Below are 19,604 nucleotides of genomic sequence, written 5' to 3' on the forward strand. Positions count from 1 at the left end.
ATGGAGGACGCAGAGCGGGAGCGCGACGGTGGGCTGATCGGTCCGGCGTCGGGGCCCGTGACGGAAGGGCAAATCGAGGCGGACCTGGAGCGGGGAAAAATCTATCGCCTCAACGACCGTTTCTTCAAGTTTTTGTTGGGCCGCGAGGACCGCAAGCCCTTGTTTCTGGACCTCGTGAACGCCCTTGTGTTTCCCGACGGAAGCGCGGGCTTCACCGGTTTGGAGTACGCGAACCGCGAGCTCTCCGCCGTGCGCGTCGAGGGTAAGGACTGCTACCTGGACATCGTGGCCAACATGGCGGACGGGACGCAGGTGGAGGTCGAGGTGCAGGTGAGGAACTGGAACGACTACCTGCAGCGTTCCGCCTACTACCTCAGCACGCTGCACGCCTCTCAGATGAGCCTGGGTGGTTCGTACCTGGATTTGAAGCGGACGGTGTCGATTCACATTCTGGCGTTCAGCCTGTTTGCCGGGGAGCGTTTTCGCCGCGAGTTTTGTCTGTGCGACGTGGAGAGCGGGGAGAAACTGAGCGACGACCTGAAGCTGATCTACCTTGAGGTGCCGAAGTGCGCGCGTTATGGGACTCCACGGAATCGTCTGGAGTATTGGCTGATGTATCTTGCGGGGATGGAGGCGAGGAAGATGCCTGAGGCGATGGTGAAGGACCCGATGATTGGTGAGGCGCTGAACCTGGAGAAGCTGTTTTTGCAGAGCCGTGAGGAACGGCAGCGATACATTGTGAGCTATAAGGCGATGCGGGACGCGATGACGCGCGATGAGACGATCCGCCGAGTTGCCCGCGCCGAGGGCGAAGCGAGGGGCGAGGCCAGGGGCGAGGCGAAGGGCATTGCCACCACGGCGCGGCGGATGCTGGGCATGAGTTTCACGTCGGAGCAGATATCCCAGGCAACGGGGCTATCCCTTGGTGAGGTGGAGGCGCTGAGGGCCGGGACCGGAAACTGAACGTACCACTTCAAAGCGACCCCTCCGGCCCTACGGGCCACCTCCCCTTGCAGGGGAGGCGAAACGAAGAGGCGCGTTTTTCAGGCCCCCCTGCAAGGGGGGCTGGCGAACCCCGCAGGGGCGAGACTGACGGCCCGTGAGCAAGGGCGAACGGCAGCCGGAAGGCTCCCCGAAGGGGGGACTGAAGGTCGGTGAAGAAACTCGCTGAAGGAGGAGGATGTGGGTGCCGGAGCGTGATATGACGGAGAAGCACCTGGAAGGATACAATGACGTCTTTGCAGACGTGGTGAACGTGTTGCTCTTCGACGGAAAGAGGCGGGTGAAGCCGGAGGACCTGAAAGACACGCGGGCCCGCACGTTCTATAAGGCGGACGGGAAACTCCACGAGCAGGAGCGGGACGTCTCCAAGCTGTGGGTCTCCGAGGGGGCCGTGATCTCCCTGATCGGGTTCGAGAACCAGACCGAGGCGGACTGGGACATGCCGCTTCGGGTGCTGGGATACGAGGGGGCGGATTACCGTAACCAGCTGTCTGAAAAAGGTGGCCTCTACCCCGTGGTGACGCTGGTCCTCTACTTTGGCGATTCGCCCTGGACGGCGCCGCGGACGCTGTTCGAGAGGGTTTCGGTGGCTGAGGGGCTGAAGCCGTTTGTGAACGACTACCGGGTCAACGTCTTTGAGATTCCGCGTCTGACGGCGGAGCAGGTGGGGCAGTTTAAGAGCGACTTCAGGATCGTTGCGGATTACTTTGTGCAGATGGGTCGGGACGAGGACTACGAGCCCCCGCGTCAGACGATCGAACACGTGGATGCGGTGTTGAAGCTCATGTCTGCGCTGACGCGGGACCATCGGTTTGAGGAGACGCAGAGCGAGTTCAGGAAGGGGGAGGCGGTCACGATGTTGAGCGTTTTGGACAAGGTTGAGGCCAGGGGTATTCAGTTGGGCGAGGCCAGGGGCATTAAGTTGGGTGAGGCCAGGGGCATTAAGCTGGGACGCAATGAGGGACGCAATGAGGGACGCAATGAGGGTATCACCTCCACGGCGCGGCGGATGCTGGGCATGAGCTTCACGTCGGAGCAGATATCTCAGGCGACGGGGCTATCCCTTAGTGAGGTCGAGGCGCTGCGTCGGGGGATGGACAACTGATCGTTGGCCCCGGTTTTTCAGGCTCCCCTGAAAGGGGGGCTGTCGAGCCCCGGAGGGGCGAGACTGAGGGGTTGTTGCTGAGCGTGAAGAACAACCCCTCCGCCTCACTCCGTTCGGCACCTCCCCTTACAGGGGAGGCAGGCAGGTTTTCGGCCCCCCTGCAAGGGGGGCTGCCCCGTAGGGGTGTAGGGGCGGCGAGTGTTTTTCATAAGACGCACCTGTCTGACATTCCCCGCCAACGCCTCCACAAGGCAATCCATTGCCTTGCTTCGGCACAGCCGACCGACACGACGCCGGCCGCCTGTCGGCGTCCGTAAGTCGTGTCGTCTGGCCGAACCCCTCCGCCTCACTCCGTTCGGCACCTCCCCTTTCAGGGGAGGCTTTGCACCCGAAGGGGCGCCGCGGACGCTGTTCGATAGGGTTTCGGTGGCTGAGGGGCTGAAGCCGTTTGTGAACGACTATCGGGTCAACGTCTTTGAGGTTCCGCGTCTGACGGCGGAGCAGGTGGGGCAGTTCAAGAGCGACTTCAGGATCGTTGCGGACTACTTTGTACAGATGGGTCGGGACGAGGACTACGTGCCCCCGCGTCAGACGATCGAGCACGTGGATGCGGTGCTGAAGCTCATGTCTGCGCTGACGCGGGACCATCGGTTTGAGGAGACGCAGGGCGAGTTCAGGAAGGGGGAGGCGGTCACGATGTTGAGCGTTTTGGACAAGGTTGAGGCCAGAGGTATTCAGTTGGGCGAGGCCAGAGGCGAGGCCAGAGGCATTAAGCTGGGACGCAATGAGGGACGCAATGAGGGTATCACCTCCACGGCGCGGCGGATGCTGGGCATGAGTTTCACGTCGGAGCAGATATCCCAGGCGACGGGGCTATCCCTTAGTGAGGTCGAGGCGCTGCGTCGGGGGATGGACAACTGATCGTTGGCCCCGGTTTTTCAGGCCCCCCTGAAAGGGGGGCTGTCGAGCCCCGGAGGGGCGAGACTGAGGGGTTGTTTCGGCCCCCTGCATGAGGGGTTGTCGTTGGGCGTGAAGACAACCCCTCCGCCTCACTCCGTTCGGCACCTCCCCTTTCAGGGGAGGCTTTGCACCCGAAGGGGCGCCGCGGACGCTGTTCGAGAGGTTTTCTGTGGCCGAGGGGCTGAAGCCGTTTGTGAACGACTATCGGGTCAACGTCTTTGAGGTTCCGCGTCTGACGGCGGAGCAGGTGGGGCAGTTCAAGAGCGACTTCAGGATCATTGCGGACTACTTTGTACAGATGGGTCGGGACGAGGACTACGTGCCCCCGCGTCAGACGATCGAGCACGTGGATGCGGTGCTGAAGCTCATGTCCGCGCTGACGCGGGACCATCGGTTTGAGGAGACGCAGGGCGAGTTCAGGAAGGGGGAGGCGGTCACGATGTTGAGCGTTTTGGACAAGGTTGAGGCCAGAGGTATTCAGTTGGGCGAGGCCAGAGGCGAGGCCAGAGGCATTAAGCTGGGACGCAATGAGGGACGCAATGAGGGTATCACCTCCACGGCGCGGCGGATGCTGGGCATGAGTTTCACGTCGGAGCAGATATCCCAGGCGACGGGGCTATCCCTTAGTGAGGTCGAGGCGCTGCGTCGGGGGATGGACAACTGATCGTTGGCCCCGGTTTTTCAGGCCCCCCTGAAAGGGGGGCTGTCGAGCCCCGGAGGGGTGAGACTGAGGGGTTGTTTCGGCCCCCTGCAAGGGGGGCTGCCCCGTAGGGGTGTAGGGGCGGCGAGTGTTTTTCATAAGACGCACCTGTCTGACATTCCCCGCCAACGCCTCCACAAGGCAATCCATTGCCTTGCTTCGGCACAGCCGACCGACACGACGCCGGCCGCCTGTCGGCGTCCGTAAGTCGTGTCGTCTGGCTGAGCTGCGGAAGTCCCCCGGACTTCCTTCGCCCTCAGCCGACCGACCGGCCGCCGCAATCCTCCCGAAAGATCGGCTTGCGTGAGGCCGGTCGTCTGGCTGAACCCCTCCGCCGCGAGGCGTTGACAACTCCAAAAGCAGAGAAGCGCGAGCGGCGCCCAGTGGGTGCCGCTCGCGCTTCTCTCAGGCTGGAGCCTCAGGAGAGGCCCGCCTCGTCATCCGGTTTCGGACTACGCCTTCCGCTTCAGCAGGAACGCCGCGCCAAGGGCCAGCGCCAGCCCGCCGACACCCGCGTCGCACCCGCCGCCGGAGCCGCCCTTCCTGCCCTCGCCAGGCTTGTTGCCGTCGCCGGGCTTGTTGTCTCCGGGGTTGTTGTCGCCAGGCTTGTTGCCGTCACCAGGTTTGTTGTCGCCACCGGGCTTGTTGTTGTCCGGCTTGTTGGTGTCGGGCTTCATGTCCTTCAGCTTCTTGTTCACGGGGATCTTGTACCTCGTGCCGTTGGCCATCGTCACGATCACCGTCTTGATCTCCGCGCCCGCGGCGATCTCGGCCTTCGTGGTCCTGCACGTCAGCCTCAGCGTGTAGTCTTTGGCGCTCGCGCGGACCGAGGGGATGGAGGACGTCAAGACGACCTTCCCCGCCGCGTCCAGCAGCTCGGCCTTCGGCGCCTTCATCCCGGAGACCTCCACCTTCAGGGACTTCGGCGTGCCAACCAGCTTCAGCTTCGCCCGGAGCGTCACGTCTCCCGACTCCCCGGTGAGGGCCGTCGCGGTCCAGCTCGTGTTGTCGATCTCCACCGGCTTGTCGGCCTCGTCGTTGCCGTTGCCCTCGCCACCCGGCGTGGTGCGCACCAGCGGGACGTCGACAAAGCCCTGGAAATTTCCTCCTTCTTTGTTTGTGGCTTTCACCCTCAGCGTCCCTCTCGTGAAACCGGACGGCAGAATGACCTCAAAAACCGCGCCCCTCTCAGTGTTCGTCCCAGGCTTAAAATTCTTATAAGCGGGATCATTCTCCGGCCTATCTCCCAGGATCATCTCGGCGTTCCAGTTGCTCTCATTCACTTTCACGTCACCCGAGACCTTGACGTTCACGGTACACTTGTTCCCCGAGTAACTCGCCTCCGCCACCAGATCGGGGACGGAGATGGTCTTCAGCGCGGTGAGGACCAGTTTTGTTTTGGTTCCTTCCAGCCGCTCCCACTTCCATTTCAAGTAGCCACTACTATCCACCTCTGGATCACCTAAGATCACTTTACCATCACTCAGGTTCGTCTCATTGACCTCCAGCAGCGTGAGCGTATCGCCTGCTTTCAGGCCGTGTCTCCAGACACCGGTAGCCTTCACTCTCAGGTTAGAATTACTGATCGCGACCTTCCCTACGGTCAGGACCGGGTCGCCCTCGAAGAACTCCGCATCGATCGTCGGCATAACAGAAGGAGACGCCGCCTTCAGGATCAGGTTCGGGTACGCTCCGTGAGGCAGGTACAGGGTGCCGCCGCCGAGCGTCACCTCGACGTTTCCGGAGAGCAGCCCCGCGTTGTGCACCCTGAAATCGGTATTCTCATTCCCCATCTTCACGTTCCAATTCTTGCCCGGCGTTCCGTCCTGGATGATCAGTGCAGTACCCCCCCTCAGCTCGAGGTCAAGGGCAGCGCCATCGGCAAGGATCAGCTTTTCGACCTTGACGTACTTATCGCCATAGGAAACGACAAGGGGGGTCGTCCTCACGAACTCCAGCGTGCCGATGGTGTACTCCTGCTCCCCAGCGAAATCCAAGCGGGCGGGTTCTGTCTCGGAGCCTCTGATATCGAGGTGGTTCACAAAGACGTTGCCCTCAAATTTCAAGGTAGGGGCGCCGGCGGCGCCGTCGGTTTTCCCGTTGAACACGACGTTCGCCACATTTTTACTCAGGGTGGCCGTGTTATTGGCCGCCACATCCAGGCTCAGAGTCCCCTTATCGATCCCTGCGTTGAGCTCAAAATCTACCCCAACACCGGGCTTGACGGTCAGGACATTGCCGTTGGCCGTGATCTTGCTGCCATCGACCGTTTTCAGCTCCTTGAGCGTCAGGTTCCCGTTCAGCACGAGGTGGCCTTTATCCTTCAGGTCCACCGCGCCGTCCAGTGGGGCATTCTTTCCGATCTTGACGCCATCCGCAACCGTCAATGTGCCGTCCCCCATCGTCACCTTATTATCCCTCATCGGCTTGTTCAGCGTCAGGTTGCCCTTCGACAGGGTCATCTCGGAGGTGGCGCCAAAACCGGTCCCATTGACTACGATGCTGCCATTGTCGATCGTCAAAGCACTCGTAAGGGGCAGGGCGTTATCGACGTCTGCGACCAGCGTGCCGCCCTCCGTGATCTTCAGATCCGTGACCGTCGTCACCGGAGCCTTCAAAACCAGCTTCCCCGCACCGGTGAGTCGCAACGCGCCAGCACCACCCGCAATCTTCTTCCCTTCGAGGGTAAGGACCGCGTTGGCTCCGACCTTAATGACGACGTTGGTGGCGGTATCATGGACAGCAAACCTATCATCTTTTTTTACCACGATGTTGACCTCACCCGCCTCAACCTCGAGGGCCTGGGTCCTAAAATAGTAGGTTTCATCGTTGTAGAGCAGTTTGGCCCCGCCCTTAAAGGTGATCTTATCCACCGCATTATTCGGAAAGTTCGCATCACCCACCGTTACCACAGAGCCCTCGGGGATCTCGACAGTATCGTTGGGGGTTGTACCCGGGAAATTGGAATTGAGGTCCCAGCAAGAAGGCGTCTTCCAATCACCTTCCGCGAGGTTACCCCCAGTACCCCTCCACACATAATGCGCCGCCAGCGCGGTTCCGGCGAGGCCCAGGGCGAACACTGCCGCGAGAGCCGCCACAAGCAAAAACCTGCCGATCGAGCCCATCTTTCTCAAAACTATCTTCCTCCTCACCTGAATTTACAAACCGTCGAATTATACAACGAGGGGAGCACATTGCACAACATGACAATCACTCGAACCGCAGGGCGTCGATGGGCCTGAGACGCGACGCCTTCCAGGCCGGATAGAGGCCGAAGAAGCCCATGTTCTCAACCCCCCTTGGATAATACATATCCCATCAACCGAAAAACCACGTGCAAAAAAACACCCTGCCAAAGCAAGCAAGATGGTGATAAAATCGTTGTAAAATATCACGTCTTTGCAAAAAATACAAAGGGTGGAAGGCCTAAAGGTCATTGATCAGTGATCATGTCACCCCTCGCCGCCCAAACACCCCCGGCGGGGCAGCCCCCCCTTGCAGGGGGGCCAACGATCAGTTGTCCATCCCCCGCCGCAGCGCCTCCACCTCGCCGAGGGACAGCCCGGTGAAGTCGACCACCTGCTCCAGCGGGACGCCTCGCACCAGCATCCGCCGCGCCGTGGCGGCGATGCCTTCATTTCGTCCTTCATTTCGTCCCAACTTAATGCCCCTGGCCTCGCCCAACTTAATGCCCCTTGCCTCCCCAAACTGTATGCCCCTTGCCTCCACCTTATCCAAAACGCTCAACATCGTGACCGCCTCCCCCTTCCTGAACTCGCTCTGCGTCTCCTCAAACCGATGGTCCCGCGTCAGCGCAGACATGAGCTTCAACACCGCATCCACGTGTTCGATCGTCTGACGCGGGGGCTCGTAGTCCTCGTCCCGCCCCATCTGCACAAAGTAGTCCGCAACGATCCTGAAGTCGCTCTTAAACTGCCCCACCTGCTCCGCCGTCAGACGCGGAACCTCAAAGACGTTGACCCGATAGTCGTTCACAAACGGCTTGAGCCCCTCAGCCACCGAAACCCTCTCGAACAGCGTCCGCGGCGCCCCTTCGGGTACAAAGCCTCCCCTGAAAGGGGAGGTGCCGAACGCAGTGAGGCGGAGGGGTTCGGCCAGACGACACGACTTACGGACGCCGACAGGCGGCCGGCGTCGTGTCGGTCGGCTGAGGGCGAAGGAAGTCCGGGGGACTTCCGCAGCTCGGCCAGACGACACGACTTACGGACGCCGACAGGCGGCCGGCGTCGTGTCGGTCGGCTGAGGGCGAAGGAAGTCCGGGGGACTTCCGCAGCTCGGCCAGACGACACGACTTACGGACGCCGACAGGCGACCGGCGTCGTGTCGGTCGGCTGTGCCGAAGCAAGGCAATTGATTGCCTTGTGGAGGCGTTGGCGGGGAATGCAGACAGGCGCGTCTTATGAAAAACACTCGTCGCCCCTACACCCCTGCGGAGCAGCCCCCCTTGCAGGGGGGCCAACGATCAGTTGTCCATCCCCCGCTTCAGCGCCTCCACCTCGCCGAGGGACAGCCCGGTGAAGTCGACCACCTGCTCCAGCGGGACGCCTCGCACCAGCATCCGCCGCGCCGTGAAGGCGATGCCTTCATTTCGTCCTTCATTTCGTCCTTCATTTCGTCCCAACTTAATGCCCCTGGCCTCACCCAGCTGAATGCCCCTGGCCTCGCCCAGCTGAATGCCCTCGACTCTGCCCCTGGCCTCAACCTTGTCCAAAACGCTCAACATCGTGACCGCCTCCCCCTTCCTGAACTCGCTCTGCGTCTCCTCAAACCGATGGTCCCGCGTCAGCGCAGACATGAGCTTCAACACCGCATCCACGTGTTCGATCGTCTGACGCGGGGGCACGTAGTCCTCGTCCCGACCCATCTGCACAAAGTAATCCGCAACGATCCTGAAGTCGCTCTTGAACTGCCCCACCTGCTCCGCCGTCAGACGCGGAACCTCAAAGACGTTGACCCGATAGTCGTTCACAAACGGCTTGAGCCCCTCAGCCACCGAAACCCTCTCGAACAGCGTCCGCGGCGCCGTCCAGGGCGAATCGCCAAAGTAGAGGACCAGCGTCACCACGGGGTAGAGGCCACCTTTTTCAGACAGCTGGTTACGGTAATCCGCCCCCTCGTATCCCAGCACCCGAAGCGGCATGTCCCAGTCCGCCTCGGTCTGGTTCTCAAACCCGATCAGGGAGATCACGGCCCTCTCGGAGACCCACAGCTTGGAGACGTCCCGCTCCTGCTCGTGGAGTTTCCCGTCCGCCTTGTAGAACGTGCGGGCCCGCGTGTCCTTCAGGTCCTCCGGCTTCACCCGCCTCTTTCCGTCGAAGAGCAGCACGTTCACCACGTCCGCAAAGACGTCGTTATAGGATTCGAGATGCCTTTCTGTGATGTCCTTCTCCGGCATGACGCCCCCTCCAGTCGTTTATCTTGTCTTCATTATAACAAAACAGCAAAGCCGGATCGTCAATCCAAAAACGCGGCTAAATTGCCGAATCGCCAGGCTGAAAGCGACAGCGGATTGAAAGCGCGGGAAGCGGATCAGCGAGAGGACGATCCCTTCAGCCCAAACAACCCCTCAGTCCCCCCCTTCGGGGAGCCTTCCGGCTGCCGTTCCGTGATGTCCTTCTCCGGCATGACTCTCCCTCCAGTCGTTTATCCTATCTTCAGTTACAGTGACCTACTTAAAGGCATCCACCCAGGCCGTCTCGCGAAAGCCGATCAGCACGATCTCCTCCGTCACCAGCAGGGGGCGTTTCACGAGCATTCCATCGGATGCCAGCAGCCTCAGTGCCTCCTCCTCGCTCATCTCCGGCAGCTTGTCCTTGAGTCCCAGGGCACGATAGTTCATGCCGCTGGTGTTGAAAAAACGCTTCAGGGGCAGAGCGCTTCGTCTCTGCCATTCCTGCAACTCCTGGACCGTCGGGGGCTCCTGAACGATGTCCCGGAACGTATAGCTTAAGTTTTTCGCATCCAGCCAATCCCTGGCCTTTCGGCAGGTGCTGCACCTGGGGTACCACAGAAACAGCATGAGTCGGTTCCTCCTTATGTTCCTGGCAATCACTCGAACCGCAGGGCGTCGATGGGCCTGAGCCGCGACGCCTTCCAGGCCGGATAGAGGCCGAAGAAGACCCCCACGAAGCCGGAGAACCCCGCCGCCAGCGCGATGGCTCCGGACGACACGGAGGTGGGCCACGTGAGGAACTTCGTCACCCCCCAGGACGCCGCCATCCCCAGGAGGATCCCCAGGGCGCCGCCCAGCAGGGAGAGCACCAGCGCCTCCAGCAGGAACTGAAGCCGGATGTCCCTGGCGCGGGCCCCGATGGCCATGCGGATTCCGATCTCGCGAGTCCGCTCCGTGACGGAGACCAACATGATGTTCATGATGCCGATCCCCCCCACCAGCAGGGAGATGGAGGCCACGGCCCCAAGCAGGGCGGACATCACCCAGGTCGACTGCTGCAGGGACTCCACCATCTGAGTCATGTTCCATATCTCGAAGTCGTCGTCCTTCCCCCTGCCGATTCGATGTCGCTGGCGCATCAGGGCCCGGATATCCGCCATCCCCCCCTCCAGCATACTGACGTCCCGAACCTGAATGAGGGCCATGTGGACGGAATCGGCCAACGAGCTGCGCACCAGGCGCCGCTGCGCCGTGGTGATCGGCACCACCACCGTGTCGTCCTGGTCCTGCCCCATCGACCCGCCGCCCTTCGGGGCCAGGACCCCAACGACCTCGAAGGGGATCTTGTTGATCCGGATATTTTTGCCTATCGGGTTCGTCGTGCCGAAGAGCTGGGTCGCGACCGTCTGGCCGATGACGCAGACCTTGGACGCGCTCCGCTCGTCCTCGTCGTCCAGGAGCCGCCCCAGGTAGATGCTGCGGTTGTCGACGTCGAAGTACGACGACGTCGTTCCCGTCACGCGGGACGGCCAGTTCTGGTTCTCGTAGATCAGCTGGCTCGAAAGGTTCACCAGGGGAGCCGCCCGGAGCACCGACCAGCACTCCTCCGTCACGGCCCTCACGTCGGAGAGCGTCAGGCGCGCGCCCCCGCTCTGACGCACGCCGCCCGACCGGGGCGCCCCCGGGCTCAGGATGAGCAGGTTGCTCCCCAGACCGGAGACGAGATCCTGCATCTGAACGGAGGCGCCATTCCCCACGGCGACCATCGCGATGACCGCCCCCACCCCGATGACCACGCCCAGCATCGTCAGAAGCGAGCGCGTCTTGTTCGCCAGGAGCGAGGACAGGGCGGTGCGCAGCGTCTCGAACATCGTTACTCCTCCCTTCCCGAAGCCGTCTCGTCGGAGACCAGGCGACCGTCCTTGAACTTCAAAATGCGCCGCGCGTAAGCGGCGATGTCCGGCTCGTGCGTCACCAGGACCACCGTCTTGCCCTCCCGGTTGACCTCGACGAGAAGGTCCATGATCTCCTCGCTCGTCCGCGTGTCCAGGTTCCCCGTCGGCTCGTCGGCCAGGATCAGGGGCGCCCTGCCGACGAGGGCCCGCGCGATGGCGACGCGCTGCTGCTGCCCACCGCTCATCTGGTTGGGCCTGTGTTCCAGACGGGCACCCAACCCCACGCGCTCCAGGGCCCCGCGGGCCCGCTCGCGGCGCTCCCTGGCGGGGACCCCCGCGTAGACGAGGGGGAGCGCGACGTTATCCACGGCCGACAGGCGCGGCAGCAGGTTGAACCCCTGGAACACGAAACCCAGCTTCCCGTTGCGGACCTTCGCCAGCTCGTCGCCCGACAGGTGCGCCACGTCCCGCCCGTCCAGGAGGTAGCGCCCATCGGTGGGAGAGTCGAGGCAGCCCAGCATGTTCATCGTCGTGGACTTTCCAGAGCCCGACGGCCCCATCACCGCCACGAACTCCCCGTGGGCCACCGAGAAGGAGACGCCATCCAGCGCGCGCAGCTCCACGTCCCCGGTCCGATAGACCTTGACGAGGTCCTCGACCTCGATCAGAGGGCACGCGGCCCTCTCCGAAGCGGCATCCGGGAGGCTCATCGGCCCATCCTCACCACGACGGCCTCACCCTCGGCCGCGACGGCCGCCCCGGCGGTGCTGAAGGCGACGGCCAGCTCCTGCCCCTCCTTGAGCTGCGTGTTCAAGACCTCCACCCACGTACGGTCGCTGATCCCCTGCTCTCCGACGGGAACGCTGCCCACGATCTTCCCGTCCTCTACGACCCACACCACGGGCTCGTCTTCGTCGCCCGAACGGACCCCGTTCCTACGCCGCATCGGGGGCAATCCCATGATCGACCCTTCGCCCTCCTCCTCCTGCTCCGCACCGGAGGCATCGGAGAGGGCCGCGAGGACGTCGCCCGGCGGCGTGAAGCGGAGCGCCGCGGCCGGAACCTTCAGCGCGTCCTTCTTCTCCTCCGTGACGATGGTCACGTTGGCCGTCATGCTGGGCTTCAGCTTCAGCTCCGAGTTGTCCACCCGAATGATCACCGTGTAGGTGACGACGTTGGAGACGACCGTGGACTTCAGGCGCACCTGCGTCACCGTGCCCTCGAACGTCGTGTCCGGCCATGCGTCAAAGCGGCAGATCGCCCTCTGGCCCTCCGCGATGCGCCCGATGTCCGCCTCGTCAACGCTGGCCTCGATCTGCATCCGGGTCAGGTCGCGGGCGATGGAGAAGAGCGTCGGCGTCTGGAGGCTGGCCGCCACAGTCTGCCCCACGTCCACCTTGCGCGCAATGACCACCCCGTCGACGGGCGAGACGATGCGCGCGTAGCCCAGGCTCGTCTCGGCCTGCTTCAGCGAGGCCTTGGCCTGCACGACCTGGGCGTTGTTTTCGGCCAACGAGGCGCGGGCCAGGGAGAGTTTGGTCTCCGCGGCGTCCAGTTCGCTCCGCGCGATCAGGTCCCGCCCCCAGAGCTCCTTGTTGCGCTTGAAGGTCCGGTCCGCATCCGCAACGGACGCCTTGGCGCTCGTCGTCCGGGCCTGGGCGAGGGCGAGGGCGGCCTTCGCCTCCTCAATCCTCGACTGCAGCATGTCGGTGTCCAACATGGCGATCAGCTGTCCCTTGGTGACCCGGCTGTTGTAGTCCACGTAGATCTCCTTGATCGTCCCGGAGACCTGCGTGCCGACGTCCACCATCTCCACGGGGTTGACGCTTCCGGTGGCGCTGACCGTCGCGGAGATGCTCCCGCGCGTCACGGGCTGGGTTCGGTAGACGTACTCCGTCCCCTCGTCCCTGAAGAACCCATACCAGACGCCCCAGGCGATCCCCGCCGCGATGGCTCCAAACGACAGCATCTTAAAAACCTTCATGAACGACTCCTCCGATATCCGCGTCTGTCGAGAACGTTCCAGTCAGGAACGTATCCGTTGAAACTGAAGACGGCCGTCCCGTCCGGGGAGAAGTATAGGGGATGGGCTTCCGACGGACAACGTAAGGATACGCGGAGGGGGACATCGTAGAAATACGCACGCCGTCGGGGTCGCTTCGCCTCCCCTGCAAGGGGAGGTGGTCCGAAGGGCCGGAGGGGTTGCTTTCGCGCTCGACGACACCCAAACCCAAATCCACAGGTAAAGTTTTTAACGTGCGTCGGGAAGCGGTTTTATGCGTTTTCTGCCTCACCTGACGGGTGAAAGCTCAGAATCGGCTTAACCTGTGCGACGACGGGCTTGAGCCTCGATCAAGTCGTCGCAACCTGCGGATTTGGGCCAAACCCGCAGGATTGACTTTTCGTTAACTAAGACTACACTTTATTACATGATGTTTAACCTGGTTTTATGGTTGATTTCAGCGAAGTTTTCGGAAAGGAGATCGTTTGGACGATGAACGAAAGCAGGAAGGCGTCTGCGGGACTTGGCTTCAAGGTGCCCATCTCGGAGACGGCGCTTCTGACCCTCTACTTCAAGGCACAGGAGACGCAGCGGCCCGACCGTCTCATCGAGGACCCCAGGGCGGTCGAGATCTTGGAGAAGCTCGGCGTGGACATGTCCCGCTTCCGGGACAAGAAGATGTCGCAGGTGGGGACGATCATCCGCACGCGCCGGTTCGACCGCGAGACGCGGCGAATCCTTGCGGATTGGGAGAGGCCGGTGGTCGTACACCTGGCCTGCGGGCTGGACGACCGCTTCCTGCGGACGGATTCGGGCAAGGGCGTTCAGGTGGACCTGGACCTGCCGGACGTCATGGAGGTTCGGAAGCGCTTCCTGCCCCCCTCGGAGCGCAACCCCCAGATCGGCGCCTCGATGTTTGAAACCGGGTGGATGGACGAGCTGCTGGAACGCTACCCGGAGCACCGCTTCGCCTTCATCATGGAGGGCGTGCTGATGTACCTGAACGGGACGGACATCGAGGGCCTCTTTCAGAACCTGGCCCAGCGCTTCCCCGGCGCAGAGCTGCACTTCGACTCGGTCTCGACCTGGATGGTCCGTCATTCCAAGATGCACGACTCGATCCGGGAGTACGGGGACGACGTGCGGTTCACGTGGGGGCTCGATGGGCTCAGGGACATCGAGGGCTGGGACCCTGGGCTGAAGTTCGTCGAGGTCGAATACTACATCAACCAGGAGCTGCGCCGCTGGGGCTGGGCCGTCCTGCTGAACCTCATCCCCGCGATGGCCAAAGGGGCCAAGATGCTGCGCTACGACATACGGCAGGCAAACGAAAGAGCATAAAGGCACGTCAGAAAGGAAAACGATCATGCTCAACGGGTCCGGCATCCTCATCGGATTGGCTTCCTTCCTCCTCATCGGCCTCTTTCACCCCATCGTCATCAAGTGCGAGTACTACTTTTCCGACAGGGTCTGGCCGGTCTTCCTCGTGGGGGGCCTCGCTTTTTGCACCGCATCCCTGTTTGCTGAGGACCCCACGTTTTCCGCCATCCTGGGGGTCGCGGGCTTCACCTCGCTGTGGAGCATCCACGAGCTCAAGCAACAGACAAAGCGCGTCGAAAGGGGATGGTTCCCCAGAAACCCCAAGCGCGCGCCCGAAGAATGACCTCGATTCAGGGCGGCGAGAAGATTAATGCCATACGGCAAAGCCCCACCACGAACAGCAACATGAGCAGCCATTCTGCAACCCGGCAGAGCCACAGCAGAAGCGGCACCAAAAGCCCGCCGTTTCGGTTCATTTTTCACAGGGCCTGACGGAACGAGGGGCGGCCTCCACGGTCGGCCGCCACCGTTCCATCAGGCCAGTCAGCGAACATTTCCAAAGCCCTTTTTTGCCCCTCACCGCTTGTCAAGGACCTCCATGATCTCGCCGATGAACTGATAATGAGGCGGGCGATTCGAGTAGATCTCGCGCATGACCTCCGAGTCGAGATGATCTGGATTGAACTGCTCCCAGTACAGCTTTCGGCAGACAAAGGTCAGGTTCGCCTCACGGAAGACGACGCCCTGCCCGTGTCTCTCCGGCGTCAGCGAGGTCATCGCAAATTTATCGCAATCCCGTTTCGATTTCGTTCCGAGCGTCAACAAATCCCTGCGATAGTTTTCCTCAAAGAAAGAAACGGTGAAACAATCGTTTTTCAACAGGTACTCGCTGGTATATCGCAGAGGGTTGACGTAAATCGTCACGATCAGCCGCCCGTCGCTCCTCGATCCCCAGAGGCTGCCAAGGCTGCCCCAGCCGATGGTGCACCCGTCAAAATCCTCCAGGGTGCCCGCCGTCGCCAGCGCCCATTGCTTGTCGAACATGTTGAAAACTTCGTATTGCCTGTCGCGAAACTCCATAAACAATCCCTCGTTTCTTTTTAGAAAATCCCCGTTTTACATGCGGTAAAGCGGGGTCGCCGTGATCCACGATCTCGCTGCGGCCCAGTTCATCTTCGCGATCGCCACTCCACCGCCTCCTCGATAGTTGACCTCACCCAGGTTTTAGGCCCCGTTGGCCGAGCCGAAACTTGAGTAAATATGACAGCTACTGCGTTGTTTCATAATAGATATTACAAACCGGTTGGTGCAATCGGTCAACTGCGCTTTTACTAAAAACGGGTGAGAGAAGATAGTTGGACACGATGACGCAGGCCTGCAAGGAGGCGGATAAGGATGCTCCCGTGATCATGGGGTCCCCGACGTCTCCGGTCTGGAGCACCACCTGAGCGGGAACGTTTAGAGCCGCCGGGCTTCTCCTCGTCGGTGTTGCCCTTCACGCAACTCGATCCCGTTACGGTACTATTACCTTTCGAATCGTCTGTAGAATGGCTCTGAATGGTTTCTTCTCCATCATTTAACATCTTTGAGTCCCCTAACGGGACGGGATTCATTTTCATGAAGTATCGCTGAAGGAGGTTTTTATCGATGTTCAGAACAAGATTGATGCGTGTTTTTACGGTGTTTCTCCTCTGCCTTTCGGTCGTAACACTGACGAGAGCCGCCTCGGCAATGGACTCGATGGAGTACAAGGGGTACATCAACAAGGTGTTCGGTTACTCCCTCCAGTATCCCGATATCTTTTTCGACGGCACCTTCAAGGAGGACGGCAGTGAGGTCGTCATGGAGTCCATCCACAAAAAATATCTTCTGAAGGCATGGGGCCGCGATCTGAAGGGTAAGGAGAACGCCAAGTCCCTCTTGCAGAGCCTCAAGAAGGATTTTGAGAAGAACGGCAACGTCACCATCAAACATTCGGAGAAGCTGAGGAAGAACGCCTTCTCGATCGGCTATACCGACCCCGACGACCGCGATGTGCTGATGGCGCAGTGCTGCGTCGTCAACGGCCGCAGGGCTGCCTTCTTCGTCTTCAAGTACCCGCACGACGAGCACGAGGTGTTCGGCGATATCCTGAGCCGGATGGCGAAGTCCTTCGAGGTCTTTTAAGGAAGCGCCGATTGAAAACCGGCACTTCCCTGTTGCGTTTCGCTTGACGACCAGGCGCTTATCCCACTGGAGGCGCTGAGCGTAACGGCTCGGCGTCTCTACAACGAGGTGCGCGGGACCAACCACGCGGTACCGGACGTAACTTCCCTCCGCGACGAGCGAGGTGGATTTGCGACGCTGGCAAGAGTCGAGCGGCAACGTTGATTGGTTATTCCAAAAGCAAAGAGCTGGCTGATTGTGAACGTCAGTCAGCTCTTTTTATTTTGCCATTATCAAATAACACCGTCCGATTCCAGCCGTAATCGGTAGAAAGGCTTCAGCCATATGGGCTGCTGTTCGATCTCGGAAATCATTTTATGCAATCGCCTTTTCCCGACTCTTTTGTCCAAAATGGCGAAGAGCCGTACTACAGGGTCAGAAGACTGCAAGCTGTCATTGATGCCACTGTTTTGGTAACGATAAAAAGCATCGTAAAAAGCAAATCGCTCGAAGCCGCCCTTATTTAAGGCTTCAAGCTCCATCTGTTCGCCAGATTCTGCATAATCCGTCGGTCTGCCTTTGCTTGCGTTGATTTCGTTCCATGCTTCACGGCGTTTTATCTCTCCGTCGTAGAAGTTGGACTTGAAAATCTCGTTTCCGTCAAGACGGACGGCAACACGCCCCTCCTGGTCATGGGATTCTCTATACCGAGTGACAAAATACTGTACCCTCCCCTTGAGGGAATCACAAATATTCTCATGTTCCAACACTTTACGCATTGCGCTCCAAGAAAGTCCCATTGGCTGTCCCTCTGTATTAGAACATCTGCGATGAAGCGCGTTCAGCACCTTCACCTGTCCAGAACCGGATCGTGGCTCCCCTCATACAAGAGCACCTGTACCCGTCCTGCAGGACGAACGTACCGTCAGCGAACGGTATCGGAAGGCTCCCCGAAGGGGGGACGAGCCCCATTTTAAAATTTTAGGGAAGCGCTGAAGAACACTCTTCGTGTGATACTCCTTGATCGTTTTCAACAACTTTTGAAGATTGATCAGCGCTTCCCTGCCCGTGACACTCCATTTTGGGATCGCTATATCGGAGGGTCGGACGCCGGTCCAGGGCTTTGCGCGTAAGGTTTATTTCGGCTCGACCTTCTTGTAGAACTTCCGCTCCAGGTTGTCATCCACCCTCAGGATGATGCCGGCCTTGTTCAGGGGATTGTGGGTGGCGGGGTCGATGGTGAGCGTCGCGTGGTTCAACTTGAGGTCCTTTGTCCCCTCCAGAGCCTTAGCGATAGCCGGTCCCTCGTCCACGCCGGCACGTCTGATAGCGTCAAAAACCCAATACATGGCGTCCGCTGCCATGGCGGTGCTGACAAACTCCTTGCATACGTCATTGTAGCGTTTTTGAAACCGTTCGTAAATGGGGACCATTCCGGGGTCCTCAAAATAGGTGTGACTGACCCAGTGTGTCCCCTTCATGGCGTCGCCGGCGATCTCGATCATGACGTCGCTGTATCCATCGCCTCCGACGATGCTGCCGTCAAAGCCCAACTCCCGAGCCTGTTTGATAGCCAGACCCATATCCTTGCCCATGCCAGGAAGGAACAGGATATCCGCGCCGGCGGCTTTGATGGTGGTGAGCTGGGCCCGGAAGTCCACGTCATCGCCACGGAAGCCCTCATCCGCCACGATCTCGCCGCCCAGCTTCTCGTAGTTCTTCACGAAAAATTCCCGGAGCCCGTGAGCGTAGTCGGAACCCACATTGTAGAGGATAGCTGCCTTCTTCTTGCCCAGGTCATTGTAGGCCAGGTCCGCCGCCAGCGCCCCCTGATAGGGGTCAGTGAAGCAGATGCGGAAGGAGTAAGGGCGTACGTTGCCCTTGTTGTCCACCGTAACCAGCGGGTTGGTTCCCAGCGTGGAGATTTGGGGCACCTTGCCCCTGGCCACGATGGGCGCTGTAGCGATGTTGATGCCGCTGGACAAGTCCCCCACAATGACGCACACGCCGTCGTTCACGACCAAGCGCCGGGCCGCGTTGACCGCGTCCTCATTGCGCGACTTCGTGTCGTAAACGATGAGCTCAATGGGGCGCCCTCCAAGGAGCCCACCTGCCTCGTTCTGTTCATCCACGATCATCCTGGCCGTCCTGGCCTCGGTTGTACCGGAGGCCGCGTTATCGCCTGTCAAGGGCGCGAGATAGCCGATCTTGATGGGCCCCTCCGCTGCGAACGCAGTCCCTGTCAACGCCCAAACCAATGCCAGCGCTGCTAGTGTTCTCTTCAAACCGTCCACCTCCATTAAATTTTTGAAGCATAGAATAAAACTTGGCTTTACAACTAAACGCAACAGCAGGGGGTGAGAGGAGAAAAAAGGCACCTAGGTGGCAGTTATTCGTGCTAAATGAGTTTCACAAGCACAAACAGCGAAGGAAGATGACACCCAGAGTCTGTCCTTCCTCTAAAAAATTCTGAATGGGAAGGGATAGGTTCTATCTATCTTACAGCAACAGAGCAAGAAAGTATACTGTGTTTTCGTACACAGGGCTGCGGAATTCTAAAGATTGCCGCTACCTTGAGGCGTATCAGGGACACTGTTCCCATTGAGCTTCGTTGAAGAGAGGCTTTACGTCGGAAACTGGAAGGTGGATACCGTTCTGGGCAAGCCGGGGACAGGGGGTCTGGTTACCGTGGTTGACCGAAGGGCTTGCTTGCTGCCCCCTGCGGGGACTGACGGGACAAGATTGCTGCAACTGTTCAGGTTGCCCTGATCCGTCTGCTTGATGAGCTGGTGTGCCGCAGCCTGACGACGGACAACGGAAAGGGGTTTGCGCGACACAAGGAAGTATCTGCTGCCCTGGGGATCCTGTGTACTTTGCCCATTCGCACAGCCCCTGGGAGCGTGGTACGAATGAAAACACGAACGGACTCATTCGCGAGTATTTGCCCAAGGGGATCGACTTCCGAGAGGTTCGGAACGACGATGTTCTGCGGATTGTAGAACGTCTGAGCAATCGTCCCAAAAGTGTCTCGGCTTCCGTTCCCCTAATGAGGCCTTTTTCAA

Annotated in this window: 17 protein-coding genes; 7 read left to right on the top strand and 10 right to left on the bottom strand. The window is 60.4% G+C overall.

From position 1 onward, the window contains the following. From ACK28C_RS00005 to ACK28C_RS00020, 4 genes are all read left to right on the top strand, one after another. A complete protein-coding gene (locus tag ACK28C_RS00005; RefSeq protein WP_409152285.1) occupies window positions 1-963 on the top strand; it encodes an Rpn family recombination-promoting nuclease/putative transposase in 963 nt (320 codons plus the stop codon). Window positions 964-1,180: 217 nt separating this feature from the next. After that, complete coding sequence (locus tag ACK28C_RS00010) at window positions 1,181-2,107, top strand: Rpn family recombination-promoting nuclease/putative transposase (RefSeq protein ID WP_409152286.1); 927 nt, start codon at window positions 1,181-1,183, stop codon at window positions 2,105-2,107. Between the two features lie 426 nt (window positions 2,108-2,533). Next, window positions 2,534-3,028 carry a hypothetical protein gene (locus ACK28C_RS00015; RefSeq protein WP_409152287.1) on the top strand — a complete coding sequence of 165 codons (495 nt, stop codon included), beginning with the start codon at window positions 2,534-2,536 and terminating at the stop codon, window positions 3,026-3,028. 208 nt (window positions 3,029-3,236) lie between these two features. Further along, window positions 3,237-3,731 (top strand): hypothetical protein, encoded by a 495-nt coding sequence (locus tag ACK28C_RS00020; protein WP_409152288.1) that lies wholly within the window; start codon window positions 3,237-3,239, stop codon window positions 3,729-3,731. Between the two features lie 488 nt (window positions 3,732-4,219). Here the strand turns inward: ACK28C_RS00020 and ACK28C_RS00025 are convergent, their stop codons facing one another. The 7 genes from ACK28C_RS00025 to ACK28C_RS00055 all read right to left on the bottom strand — a co-directional run bounded on the left by ACK28C_RS00025 (window position 4,220) and on the right by ACK28C_RS00055 (window position 13,059). After that, on the bottom strand, window positions 4,220-6,901 hold the full coding sequence (locus ACK28C_RS00025) for a hypothetical protein (protein ID WP_409152289.1): 2,682 nt from the start codon (window positions 6,899-6,901) through the stop codon (window positions 4,220-4,222). Between the two features lie 379 nt (window positions 6,902-7,280). Further along, on the bottom strand, window positions 7,281-7,787 hold the full coding sequence (locus ACK28C_RS00030; RefSeq protein WP_409152290.1) for a hypothetical protein: 507 nt from the start codon (window positions 7,785-7,787) through the stop codon (window positions 7,281-7,283). A 463-nt stretch (window positions 7,788-8,250) separates the two neighbouring features. Further along, window positions 8,251-9,183 carry an Rpn family recombination-promoting nuclease/putative transposase gene (locus ACK28C_RS00035; RefSeq protein WP_409152291.1) on the bottom strand — a complete coding sequence of 311 codons (933 nt, stop codon included), beginning with the start codon at window positions 9,181-9,183 and terminating at the stop codon, window positions 8,251-8,253. A 273-nt stretch (window positions 9,184-9,456) separates the two neighbouring features. Further along, complete coding sequence (locus ACK28C_RS00040) at window positions 9,457-9,807, bottom strand: arsenate reductase family protein (protein WP_015555832.1); 351 nt, start codon at window positions 9,805-9,807, stop codon at window positions 9,457-9,459. Window positions 9,808-9,836: 29 nt separating this feature from the next. Then, the gene (locus ACK28C_RS00045; protein WP_015555831.1) at window positions 9,837-11,051 is read right to left on the bottom strand and encodes an ABC transporter permease; all 1,215 of its coding nucleotides are present in this window, start codon (window positions 11,049-11,051) and stop codon (window positions 9,837-9,839) included. Window positions 11,052-11,053: 2 nt separating this feature from the next. Beyond that, window positions 11,054-11,785: an ABC transporter ATP-binding protein gene (locus ACK28C_RS00050; protein WP_015555830.1), complete on the bottom strand. Its 732-nt coding sequence runs from the start codon at window positions 11,783-11,785 to the stop codon at window positions 11,054-11,056. Continuing rightward, on the bottom strand, window positions 11,782-13,059 hold the full coding sequence (locus ACK28C_RS00055) for an efflux RND transporter periplasmic adaptor subunit (protein WP_015555829.1): 1,278 nt from the start codon (window positions 13,057-13,059) through the stop codon (window positions 11,782-11,784). The genes ACK28C_RS00050 and ACK28C_RS00055 overlap by 4 nt, the downstream gene beginning before the upstream one ends. A gap of 510 nt (window positions 13,060-13,569) precedes the next feature. On the opposite strand from ACK28C_RS00055, the gene ACK28C_RS00060 reads away from it, so the two are divergent. Both ACK28C_RS00060 and ACK28C_RS00065 read left to right on the top strand, forming a co-directional pair. Further along, a complete protein-coding gene (locus ACK28C_RS00060) occupies window positions 13,570-14,418 on the top strand; it encodes a class I SAM-dependent methyltransferase (RefSeq protein WP_015555828.1) in 849 nt (282 codons plus the stop codon). Window positions 14,419-14,443: 25 nt separating this feature from the next. Further along, complete coding sequence (locus ACK28C_RS00065) at window positions 14,444-14,740, top strand: DUF4491 family protein (protein WP_015555827.1); 297 nt, start codon at window positions 14,444-14,446, stop codon at window positions 14,738-14,740. 233 nt (window positions 14,741-14,973) lie between these two features. Here ACK28C_RS00065 and ACK28C_RS00070 read toward each other — a convergent pair whose 3' ends face one another. Next, the gene (locus ACK28C_RS00070) at window positions 14,974-15,477 is read right to left on the bottom strand and encodes a hypothetical protein (protein ID WP_015555826.1); all 504 of its coding nucleotides are present in this window, start codon (window positions 15,475-15,477) and stop codon (window positions 14,974-14,976) included. A gap of 567 nt (window positions 15,478-16,044) precedes the next feature. Here ACK28C_RS00070 and ACK28C_RS00075 point away from each other — a divergent pair. Beyond that, the gene (locus ACK28C_RS00075; protein WP_208872481.1) at window positions 16,045-16,563 is read left to right on the top strand and encodes a hypothetical protein; all 519 of its coding nucleotides are present in this window, start codon (window positions 16,045-16,047) and stop codon (window positions 16,561-16,563) included. Window positions 16,564-16,835: 272 nt separating this feature from the next. Here the strand turns inward: ACK28C_RS00075 and ACK28C_RS00080 are convergent, their stop codons facing one another. Both ACK28C_RS00080 and ACK28C_RS00085 read right to left on the bottom strand, forming a co-directional pair. Further along, window positions 16,836-17,342, bottom strand: a complete 507-nt coding sequence (locus ACK28C_RS00080) for a hypothetical protein (protein WP_015555823.1) — start codon at window positions 17,340-17,342, stop codon at window positions 16,836-16,838. Between the two features lie 336 nt (window positions 17,343-17,678). Continuing rightward, window positions 17,679-18,827, bottom strand: coding sequence for an ABC transporter substrate-binding protein (locus ACK28C_RS00085; RefSeq protein WP_243440536.1), 1,149 nt, complete (start codon window positions 18,825-18,827; stop codon window positions 17,679-17,681). Window positions 18,828-19,604: the final 777 nt, after the last annotated feature.

Source organism: Fretibacterium fastidiosum, from assembly GCF_964642095.1.
Classification (GTDB): Bacteria; Synergistota; Synergistia; order Synergistales; family Aminobacteriaceae; genus Fretibacterium; species Fretibacterium fastidiosum.